Source organism: Peribacillus sp. NPDC101481 (assembly GCF_044767165.1).
Taxonomy (GTDB): Bacteria; Bacillota; Bacilli; order Bacillales; family DSM-1321; genus Peribacillus.
The window spans coordinates 75,921-87,658 of sequence record NZ_JBIWNJ010000006.1; the positions used below are offsets into that span (position 1 = coordinate 75,921).

The 11,738-nt window shown below is 41.8% G+C and carries 7 protein-coding genes and 2 riboswitches; all 7 genes read left to right on the forward strand.

Going from position 1 to position 11,738, the window contains the following annotated elements; all coding sequences use genetic code 11:
* Nucleotides 1-129: 129 nt before the first annotated feature.
* Nucleotides 130-1,086, forward strand: coding sequence for an AAA family ATPase (locus ACIROD_RS24615; RefSeq protein WP_260359265.1), 957 nt, complete (start codon nt 130-132; stop codon nt 1,084-1,086).
* Nucleotides 1,086-2,279: a DUF58 domain-containing protein gene (locus ACIROD_RS24620; protein WP_260359267.1), complete on the forward strand. Its 1,194-nt coding sequence runs from the start codon at nt 1,086-1,088 to the stop codon at nt 2,277-2,279. The genes ACIROD_RS24615 and ACIROD_RS24620 overlap by 1 nt, the downstream gene beginning before the upstream one ends.
* Nucleotides 2,276-4,480 (forward strand): DUF4129 domain-containing transglutaminase family protein, encoded by a 2,205-nt coding sequence (locus ACIROD_RS24625; RefSeq protein ID WP_402945228.1) that lies wholly within the window; start codon nt 2,276-2,278, stop codon nt 4,478-4,480. The genes ACIROD_RS24620 and ACIROD_RS24625 overlap by 4 nt, the downstream gene beginning before the upstream one ends.
* Nucleotides 4,481-4,516: 36 nt before the next feature.
* Nucleotides 4,517-4,618, forward strand: a riboswitch (purine riboswitch).
* Nucleotides 4,619-4,760: 142 nt separating this feature from the next.
* A complete protein-coding gene (gene guaA, locus ACIROD_RS24630; protein ID WP_034306157.1) occupies nt 4,761-6,317 on the forward strand; it encodes a glutamine-hydrolyzing GMP synthase in 1,557 nt (518 codons plus the stop codon).
* Nucleotides 6,318-6,542: 225 nt separating this feature from the next.
* Nucleotides 6,543-6,644, forward strand: a riboswitch (purine riboswitch).
* Between the two features lie 100 nt (nt 6,645-6,744).
* A complete protein-coding gene (locus tag ACIROD_RS24635; protein WP_063235528.1) occupies nt 6,745-8,076 on the forward strand; it encodes an NCS2 family permease in 1,332 nt (443 codons plus the stop codon).
* A 152-nt stretch (nt 8,077-8,228) separates the two neighbouring features.
* Complete coding sequence (gene glcT / locus ACIROD_RS24640; protein WP_101225652.1) at nt 8,229-9,071, forward strand: glucose PTS transporter transcription antiterminator GlcT; 843 nt, start codon at nt 8,229-8,231, stop codon at nt 9,069-9,071.
* Nucleotides 9,072-9,284: 213 nt separating this feature from the next.
* Entirely contained in the window at nt 9,285-11,354 is a 2,070-nt protein-coding gene (ptsG, locus tag ACIROD_RS24645; RefSeq protein WP_402945232.1) for a glucose-specific PTS transporter subunit IIBC, read from the forward strand.
* Nucleotides 11,355-11,738 lie beyond the last annotated feature (384 nt).

Genomic DNA, 11,738 nt, shown 5'->3' on the forward strand with positions numbered 1-11,738 from the left:
AATTCGTTTATGGTTTACCGATTATCTAGTAAACTTACAATGTAAGGTTTAATTGGAGCTTAATGTAAAATTCGTGATATAGAGAAGGTATGATGCAATAGTGATATTGTGAATCCCGGGAGGTAGAGAATGATTTATAAGCAGGTCAATCAAAAACTGGAAATGGTTATGGGTAATATTGAAAAGGTGATTATCGGAAAACGGGATATAGCCGAACTAAGCATCGTGGCACTCCTTTCCGGCGGACATGTCTTATTGGAGGATGTTCCGGGCGTCGGAAAGACAGTCATGGTAAGGGCACTGGCAAAATCAATAGGTGCAAGCTTTAAACGAATTCAATTCACGCCTGATTTACTTCCTTCTGATGTTACTGGTGTTTCTATCTTCAATCCTAAGGAACAAGAATTCATTTTTAGGCCAGGTCCGATAATGGGACATATTATTTTAGCCGATGAAATTAACCGGACCTCGCCGAAAACTCAGTCTGCATTGCTTGAAGCCATGGAAGAGGCAAGTGTGACGATTGATGGTGTCACAAGAGGATTGGAGAAGCCGTTCTTCGTAATGGCGACACAAAATCCAATCGATTATGAGGGAACATATCCGCTTCCGGAGGCTCAATTGGATAGATTCCTATTAAAAATGAAAATGGGCTATCCCGGTGTGGAAGAAGAGATAGAGGTTCTTCATAGAGCTCAATACACGGCACCGCTTGAGGAGCTGGAATCCGTCATCACCTTGGATGAATTGATAGAATTACAGGATGAGGTAAAAGCGGTGATAGTGGATGACACAATAAAACGATACATTGTTGAATTGGCGAATCAAACACGTTCGCATGGAGGGGTCTATTTAGGGGTGAGCCCGCGTGGATCGATAGCGTTGATGAAGGCAGCCCAGGCCTACGCGCTGATCCAGGGAAGGGACTATGTCCTGCCGGACGATGTTCAATATTTAGTTCCATTCGTATTTTCCCACCGGCTTATTTTGAAACCTGAAGCGAATTATGATGGCTACGATGCTGGAATGGTGATACATGAAATTGTCGCGACAACTCAAGTGCCAGTGAAGCGGGCTGTGACCTAATGCGTAAATTCATCAACATTTTAAGAGGAAATATAAGTGTGATAGGACTTGTATTACTCATGAGCGTTTCCTTTTGCTATGCCATGTTTCAAGGTGGTTTTGTCAGTTGGTTCATTTTTTATTCATTTTTGCCGTTTTCTGTGTACGCTTTGATTCTGCTGTTTTATCCGCTGCATGATCTTACCGTTGAGAGAAAGGTCAATAAAAGGGAATGCCAGGCCGGCGAATCTGTTGAAATAGCATTGACCTTTACCCGTAAAAATCGGCTGCCCCTATTATTCATGGTGGTAGAGGAGGAATTGCCTCAGAAGATGGAAGATAGGGGATTCCAAAGGAAAATAATTATCTTTCCGGGATTCAAGCGTACCTTCAGCATGTCATATACCTTGGAAAACTTGCAGCGCGGAGAGCATTCGTTTCAATCGATCCGCTTTTGGATTGGGGATTTTTTCGGGCTAGTCGAAAAGGAAGCGATATATAGTTCACCTATGAAAATAACTGTTTTTCCTCGTTATCATGAGCTTGCTTACAGTGATCTTGATCGAGTGTTCAATCAGGGGGCAGTGGTTTCAGCAAAGAAGACACAACGGGAACATTCAGTTGTCTCCGGGGTAAGGGAATATCAGCCAGGCGATCAGTTGTCATGGATTAACTGGAAGGCGACGGCCAGAACGAGTGAAATCATGACGAAGGAATTCGAAGTGCAGAAAAACCGGGATGTATTCATCATGCTTGATGAAAAGCCGTCGGATTTATTCGAAGAATCCATTGAAATGGCTGCTTCCATTGCACACGCCCTGTTAAAGAAAGGCATGGAAATTGGGTATGTGAGCAGGAGATCGAGGTTAATCATACCTGCAGCAGCGGGCAATAGCCAGAAACGAAAGATTTTTCACCGACTTGTTAAAGAAGAGCCGAGAGTGGAAAACGATTTGAACGAAAAAATCAGGAAGGGAATTCTTCCGGCAAATGCTGTTGTGATATTCATCGTATCAGACTTAACCTTAGAAAAGGTGGACCTATTGAGTGCTTTACGGCCTAATCAGGGATTAATGTTATGTATGAAGAAACAAGCGGATCTTACTGATGAGGAAAGGCTGTCAAGCTCTGCAGCTGTTTCGAGGGGGATAAAGGTTAGCTTTTTTGAACATGGCCAACTAAAGTCTGGCAGATCAGAGGTGATGGCGAAATGAATGTCACCACCGCAAAGTTGGAAAGCTTCATGCACGTCCTCATGTATGTATTTGGTCTGTTGTTGATTACTGAATGGTTGAGGCCTGTCGATAAACTCACAGATACAGGTAATATCATCATTTTTATCGTATTTTTGCTCTATTCCCTGCTACTGCATTATTTCCGCATACATTGGTCAATCCGGTTTATTCTCATTAGTGCTTATATAATGATTTCATTGCAGTTCCTCCATTCAAAAGGCGCTTTATTGCAATTATCATGGCTGAAGGAAGGATTCCTAGCGGATTTTACGGCCAATCTTGGTTTTATATATGATGGTAATTGGGAGCTGATCACAAATCCATTTCGAACGTTTCTATTTTTTGTCCTTCTGTGGCTTGTAACGTATTTGATCCATTACTGGGTGATGGTAAGGCAAAGCATTTTTTTCTTTTTTATGTTAACGGTGATTTTTATATCTGTACTTGATACATTCACTCCCTATGTGGGCGATAAGGCAATGATCAGAATCATCATCATCGGGTTCTTGATGCTAGGCCTGCTGTCCCTGCTGCGACTTACGATACAGGAGCGGATCAAGTTTACGATGGCTTTCATCAATAAGTGGATCTTAATGCTGACCGGCATGATTTTGGTGAGTGTCCTTGTAGGTTTCGCTGCCCCAAAGCTCTCTCCGCAGTGGCCGGACCCGGTGCCTTATATTACCTCTTATTCTGATAAAGCAGGGAAAGAAGAAGGTGGTTCGAAGCGTAAAAGTGTCGGATATGATGAAGATGATTCGGATCTTGGCGGTTCGATAGAGCCGGATGGTTCCATCGTTTTTTATAATAATGCTCCTGAAGGACATTACTGGAAAGTCGAGAACAAGGATATTTATACCGGTAAAGGGTGGGTTTCCATCCTGGAAACGGACTTTCACACTTTTTCCAACGGGCAGGATATGGCATCTTTAGATATTTACGACGTTCCTGAAGTGGTGAGGACAGAAGAAATGACGGCAAAAGTGTCCATGACGGAATCATATTCCCATATCCTTCATCCGCAGTCCGGGTATTTAAAAAAGATTGAGGGCAAAAACGGAACGGGTTTCAAATATTATGAGGGTATGGACAAAGTTATTTCTGAAAAGGATAATGGCGAACGACTGTCCATGAAAGAGTATGAGTTGGTCTATGATATGCCGAGTTTTGATATAGCTGAGTTAAGGAAAGTGACGGAACCTGACGAATCAATGGATTTATTAATGGAAAAGAACACGCAGCTTCCAGAGGGAATGCCAAACCGGATATATGAATTGGCATCCGGGCTTACGAGGAATGAAGCGAATTGGTACGATAAAGCAAAAGCCATTGAGGATTATTTTGACGGACCTGAATTCATTTATTCTAAGGATGATATTCCGTATCCGGAGAGCAATCAAGATTATGTCGATCAATTTTTATTCGAGACACAGATAGGGTATTGCGATAATTTTTCAAGTGCAATGGTTGTTTTGCTAAGAGCCGCCAATATACCTGCAAGGTGGGTAAAGGGCTATACGGAAGGGGAAAAATCAATCCTTGATGGCGAATCCGTTTATAAGGTGACCAATAATAATGCACATTCCTGGGTCGAGGTTTATTTTTCAGGGATAGGCTGGGTTCCCTTCGAGCCGACAAAGGGTTTCAATGGGGAAGTTGAATTTTACGATTCGGAATTGAAACAGGAAGCGATCAAGAAGCCTGAAGAAACTCCAAATAATTCAGAGCAAAATAAGATAGAGACCAGGGAACGCCAGGATACACCCGATAGGGAAACTCAATCATCCGTGAAAACGGGTATCGGGAACATGGGTGGGTTCTTAAAATGGACTGCCATCTCACTATCAGGTGTATTGATTTTCGCTTCTATTGGTTATTTCTTTAGAAGGAAGTGGATTCCTCATCTGCAGATTCTTCGTTATAGAAAGAAAACCGGTGCTCATTTCTCGACAGCCTATTTAATTTTATTGAAACAATTAAAACGAGCTGGTTTAGTTCGTCCGGAGGGGCAAACATTAAGGGAGTACGCCGCCTATGTGGATGCAGCGTATGATACGGATGAGATGGGTGAATTGACGGCTGGATACGAGTTAATGATATATCGTGGAGACGTGGAAGATGGCGAATGGAAGCACTTTCAAGAGGGTTGGGAAAGCTTGATGAGAAAAACTAGCTCTTGACCAGGTTTTTATTATATTGATACAATAACAAAAACTAACTTAAACTAATATATCCTTCATATATCCTCGATAATATGGATCGAAAGTTTCTACCGAATCACCGTAAATGATTTGACTATGAAGGCGGATTTTAACAGGAAAGCTGAAAATCTGCCTTCGTCTATACTTTTTCTGTATTTTTGAGGGTGGATTTTTAGTTTTTCTTTTTTTATGATAATATTTTTTATAAGAAATTATCACTCGATTTCATGAGTGAATTACATTGATAGAGGTGACGTTTGTGCCGGGGAAAACAGAATTGCAAAAAAACCAGGAAATGATCGTAGTACTTGATTTCGGAAGCCAATATAATCAATTGATCACTCGTCGTATCCGCGAATTTGGTGTGTACAGTGAGCTTCATCCTCATACAATTACTGTAGAAGAAATCGAGAAAATGAATCCAACGGGAATCATTTTCTCAGGGGGTCCGAATAGTGTTTATGATGCAAATGCATTTGGTTGTGATGAACGCATATTCGAAATGGGCCTTCCGATTTTCGGTATTTGTTATGGCATGCAGCTTATGACTAAACATTTTGGCGGTAAGGTGGAACCAGCGAAAAACCGTGAATACGGAAAAGCGACACTTGCCATCCAAAATGAATCTAAGTTATTCAGTGACCTGCCGAAAGAACAGATCGTCTGGATGAGCCATGGTGATCTAGTGGTGGAAACGCCTGAAGGTTTCCAAATTGATGGGACGAACCCGTCTTGCCCAATTTCGGCTATGAGTGACGAATCACGTAAATTATATGCCGTGCAATTCCATCCTGAAGTCCGTCATTCCGTATACGGTAATGACATTTTGAAAAATTTCGTATTCGGCGTTTGTGGCTGTAAAGGTGACTGGTCAATGGAGAACTTCATTGAAATAGAAATGGAGAAAATCCGCCAAACGGTCGGAGATAAAAAAGTGTTATGCGCATTGAGCGGCGGTGTGGATTCATCCGTTGTTGCTGTATTGATCCATAAAGCGATTGGCGATCAGCTGACATGTATTTTCGTCGATCATGGATTACTTCGTAAAGGGGAAGCCGAAGGTGTAATGGAAACATTCAGGGAAGGTTTCAATATGAATGTAATCAAGGTCGATGCAAAAGAACGTTTCCTATCGAAACTTGCTGGCGTTTCAGATCCGGAACAAAAACGGAAAATCATCGGTAACGAGTTCATCTACGTATTCGATGATGAAGCAACGAAGCTTGAAGGAATTGATTTCCTTGCACAGGGTACACTTTACACAGACATTATTGAAAGTGGTACAGCCACTGCACAAACAATTAAATCGCATCACAACGTTGGCGGTCTGCCGGAAGATATGCAATTTAAATTGATTGAGCCTTTGAACACTCTATTCAAGGATGAAGTGCGTGCACTTGGCAGTGAAATGGGCATTCCGGATGAAATCGTTTGGCGTCAACCTTTCCCGGGTCCAGGTTTAGGTATTCGTGTATTAGGTGAAATTTCAGATGAAAAACTTGAAATCGTTCGTGAATCTGACCATATCTTACGTGAAGAAATTAGAAAGAATGGTTTGGAACGCGAAATTTGGCAGTACTTTACGGTCCTTCCTAACATTCGAAGCGTTGGGGTAATGGGCGACGCGCGTACGTATGATTATACAATCGGGATCCGTGCGGTTACATCCATTGACGGAATGACTTCCGATTGGGCAAGAATCCCTTGGGATGTACTTGAAATCATCTCAACGAGAATCGTTAATGAAGTAAACCATGTAAACCGCGTAGTTTATGACATTACGTCTAAGCCACCTGCAACGATTGAGTGGGAATAGAAGATTAAAATCATCCAATCAGTGAAGGAAATATCCTTCACTGATTTTTTCGGTTAAAATAGTATTTGAATATGTAGATTACTTACATTTTACGTATGTTGGCGAAGATATAGCCATAATAAGTAAGGAATATATAGCGAAAAGCGAACATTGCCTAAAATTACATAAAAAATATTCGTTAGATATATTGACGATTATTTTAGTGACTGATACACTATACCTATAATAATAAAAAAACATAATTGTCGTATAATATTGGGGATATGGCCCAAAAGTTTCTACCAAGCTGCCGTGAACGGCTTGACTACGATGTGGAAGGATTGGCGCGGATAAACCGCCACTTCTTTACATGACCGCAGTCAAGCCCCGTTCGTAAGCGAATGGGGCATTTTCTGTTGGCACGATTTTATGATAGGGGAGACTCATAATGAAAAATTATTTTCGGTTTAATGAGCTGGGAACTAATTATCGCCGTGAAATACTTGGTGGACTGACTACGTTCCTTTCAATGGCATATATCCTGGTTGTTAACCCTGTGATGCTGACTTTACAAAGCATCGAGGACTATCCGGATGAATTGAGAATGGACTACGGAGCGGTTTTTGCAGCGACCGCCTTGGCAGCCGCAATCGGTTCGATATTGATGGGACTCATAGCCAGGTATCCAATCTCGCTTGCACCAGGGATGGGATTGAATGCTTTCTTTGCTTTTACCGTTGTGCTTGGTTTTGGAATTCCTTGGCAGACGGCTTTGTCGGGAGTATTGATTTCAGGTATTATCTTCGTTTTGCTTTCCCTATCGGGAATACGTGAGAAAATCATTAATGCAATTCCAGTCGAGTTGAAATACGCAGTTGGTGCCGGTATCGGTTTATTCATTACGTTTGTAGGGTTTCAGAATGCTGGAATCATCACGAATGATGACAGCGTTCTTGTAGGACTGGGCGACTTGACATCAGGAAATACTTTATTGGCTGTGTTTGGAATTGTCGTAACCGTCATTTTGATGACGAGAGGCGTCAAAAGCGGCGTGTTCATAGGGATGGTCATTACAGCCATAGCAGGAATGATTTTTGGACAAGTTCCGGTGCCGGAGAAAATAATCGGTGCCGTTCCTAGCATAGCGCCTACATTCGGGGTTGCGTTCGATGCCTTCGGAAATCCCGGTGATCTCTTCACTGGTCAAATGTTAATCGTGATACTGACCTTCTTGTTTGTAGCGTTCTTTGATACAGCAGGTACGTTGGTGGCTGTAGCGCAACAAGCTGGTTTAATGAAGGATAATGTTCTTCCTAGAGTGGGAAAAGGATTACTTGCTGATTCATTATCCATCGTTTCAGGTGCAATTCTTGGTACATCCACCACGACATCTTATGTAGAGTCTACATCGGGTGTTGCCGCTGGTGCTCGAAGCGGTTTTGCGGCTGTAGTGACAGGATTGCTGTTTGTCCTATCCCTATTCTTCTTCCCGCTTCTATCAGTGGTTACATCTGCGGTGACTGCGCCGGCATTGGTTATAGTCGGAGTGTTAATGGCATCATCACTTAAAAATATTGACTGGCAGAAGTTTGAAATTGCGGTTCCGGCCTTCTTTACGGTTATCATGATGCCTATGACATATTCGATTGCGACAGGTATAGCTTGCGGATTCATCTTCTATCCGATCACCATGTCGATGAAAGGGAGAGCTAAAGAGGTTCACCCAATCATGTGGGGGCTTGGAGTCGTTTTCCTACTATATTTCATTTTCTTGAAGTAATAAGGCAATAAGTAAGGAGAGTCCTGATTTCAGGGCTCTTCTTTCATGTTGTAAGAGAAAGCTCATATCGTGTATAGTAAAAGGACTAAGTACTAAGTACTTTATCCTGTATGGGGCATAGGGATGACTTTGAGAAAAAAAGAGGGAGAAAAATGAATGGTTTTATCGTTGAAAAGGTTTTGAACAATAATGTGGTGATTGCCACGCATCCGTCGTATGGAGAAGTCGTTTCTATTGGAAAGGGCTTAGGCTTCAACCGAAAGAAAGGCGAAGAGTTAAGTCCGGAACTTGCGGAGAAGACGTTTGTCCTGAAAAATGTCAAGGAACAGGAAAGTTACAAAAAACTTTTGCCGCAGATCGATCAAAATCTTCAAGCTGCCATTATAGAATCCATTCATCTCATTAACGACCGAGTAACTGGAAAACTCAATGAACATATACATGTCGGTTTAACTGATCATTTATTGTTCGCCCTTCAGCGTGTTTCACAAGGAATGACTATCAAAAACCCATTCTTGAAAGAAACGATAACCCTTTATCCTTTTGAACATGATATTGCTGTTGATGTAGTAGAATTAATTCAAGATAAGACAGGCATAGGCCTGCCCCAAGGGGAAATCGGTTTTATTACGCTTCATATTCATAGCGCAATATCAAATAAAGACTTATCGGAAGTCAATCAGCATTCGCAGTTAATCTATCAACTTATCCAAGTTGTTGAAGAACAGCTCAACGTACAAATTAATAAGGATAGCATTGATTATTCACGTTTGGTCCGTCATTTAAGATTCATGATAGACAGGGTGTTGGCTGGCGAAAAAGTAGAGGAACCCGAAAAAATAGCAATGCTATTGAAAGAAGAATATCCTTTGTGTTACAATATCTCTTGGAAGCTAATAAAGATTATGCAGCAGAAATTAGGCAGACCGGTTTGTGATGCGGAAGCTGTCTATCTAACGATGCATATCCAACGATTACAAAAGAAAATTAAATAAACATACATTAACTTACGTGTTACTGATTCGATCAGGCATAAGTGAGGAGAATGATTGTTATGAAAGAGGGTATTATATACCTGAATTTTCATTTCAATCCTATCTTTGCTTATGCCTTTTTTGTATTTGAATTCTGATGCGTGGGAAGATGAATACCATCGTAAATGTAACCGTTTTATTAGCATGGAATAACAGTAAAGAGGAGGAAAACCTATGTTTAAGAAGTTGTTTGGTGTTTTGCAAAAAATCGGAAAAGCTTTGATGCTTCCTGTAGCCATTTTACCAGCGGCCGGAATTTTGCTTGCGTTTGGTAATGCATTGCAAAACGAAACTTTGTTGGATATCGCCCCGTTTCTTGCGAGTGGCGGAGTGGAAATGGTCGCATCGGTAATGGAGAATGCCGGGAATATTATTTTTGGGAATCTTCCCTTGTTATTTGCTGTGGGGGTCGCAATTGGGTTAGCTGGCGGAGATGGTGTTGCCGGACTGGCTGCGATTATCGGGTTCTTGATTATGAATGTAACGATGGGAACCGTTCTTGGCATTGACGCTGCCGACATTGCGAACAATGGTGCGGTGTATAGCAATGTTCTGGGAATCCCGACGTTGGGAACTGGTGTGTTCGGCGGTATAATTGTCGGTGTCATGGCTGCTGTTATGTATAATAAGTTTTATGAAATTGAACTGCCTTCTTATTTAGGATTCTTTGCAGGTAAACGTTTTGTACCAATTATAACAGCCGCAAGCGCAGTTATTCTTGGATTGCTGATGATCTTGGTTTGGCCGACGATTCAATCGGGGTTAAATTCATTTTCCGAAAATATGTTGGGTGCTAACCTGACTCTGGGAGCTTTCGTGTTTGGGGTTGTAGAACGTGCGCTGATTCCTTTTGGATTGCATCATATCTTCTACTCCCCATTCTGGTTCGAATTTGGCAGCTATATCCCTCAAGGCGGGGGAACGCCAGTCAGAGGAGACCAAGCTATCTTCATGGCTCAAATTAAAGATGGCGTACAGAATTTAACGGCAGGTACCTTCATGACTGGTAAATATCCATTCATGATGTTCGGGTTACCAGCTGCGGCTTTGGCCATTTATCATGAAGCAAGACCGGAAAGAAAGAAAATTGTCGGGGGCTTGATGGCTTCTGCGGCACTTACATCTTTCCTTACTGGGATTACTGAGCCACTTGAATTTGCCTTCTTATTTGTTGCACCGGTACTTTTCGGGATTCACTGTCTGTTTGCAGGTCTATCATTCATGACCATGCATTTACTGGATGTGAAAATCGGGATGACGTTCTCGGGCGGTTTGATCGATTACGTACTGTTTGGTTTAATTAATCCGCAAACCAATGCATGGATCGTTATTCCGGTTGGCTTGGTCTTTGCGCTTATCTATTACTTCGGATTCCGATTTGCGATAAGGACGTTTAACCTTAAAACTCCTGGCCGTGAAGTGGAAGAGGATGAGGAAGCGGAAGGGTCTGCAAGTACAGCTGGAAGTCTTCCTGGGGATATCTTGGATGCTATGGGCGGAAAAGAAAATATTTCTCACTTGGATGCTTGCATTACCCGTCTTCGTGTATCGGTCAATGACATCGGTAACGTTGATAAAAATAGGCTGAAGAAACTTGGAGCCGCTGGAGTTCTGGAAGTGGGCAATAATATCCAGGCAATCTTCGGACCTCGTTCAGAAACGATCAAGGGGCAAATGAAAGATATCATCGATGGAAAAAGGCCTCGTAAAGTAGAAGCATCTCCTGAAGTGGGTGTGGAAAAGCAAATCGAGGATGTCATCCCGAAACCTTTACGGACGGATGAAGTTTCCGAGCGCTTTGTTTCTCCTATTAAAGGGGAATTAAAACCGATCACGGAAGTGCCTGATGCTGTTTTTGCTGAAAAAATGATGGGTGATGGATTTGCCATCGTACCTGAGGAAGGGTTGGTTGTTTCTCCTGTAGACGGTACGATCGTTAACCTATTCCCGACTAAACATGCAATCGGTATCGTTTCCGAAGCTGGTCGTGAAATCTTGATACATGTCGGGATCGATACAGTTAAGTTAGAAGGCAAAGGATTCGAAGCGCTAGTCTCTCAAGGAGATAAAGTGACAAGCGGACAGCCGTTGCTCAAAGTTGATATAGAGTATGTCAAAAACAATGCCAGCTCTATCATTACGCCAATCGTCTTCACTAACCTTTCCGAAGGTGAAAGTGTGAAGATCGAAAAGGCAGGAAATGTAGATAGAGAAGAAGCGGACGTAATTACCATTAATAAATAATCATTAATAACAGGAGGGTGGCTATAATCAGCTGCCCTCCTTTTTTTTGATGATCAATGACAGGGTCCGGCTTCTATAGAAAGAATGTGGTGTATATATAGAAGAAGTTGGCTCATAAAAAAGTGAAGTAACTTTTTAAAAGATTGCATTGACTTATCTAAATGCAAGTGCTAATATATTAAATACACCGCTTGAGACAAAAAAGATAAACAAGTAAATAATAACTTGTTGTTGACTTTATGTTTGAAAGGTGTTAAACTAATTAAGTCGCTAAAAAGCGATGGAAAATATTGCTCTTTGAAAACTGAACAAAACAAAGCGCCAACGTTAAATTTTAAGTGAGCACACACTATCAAAAAAGCAAATGAGCAAGTCAAACATTTC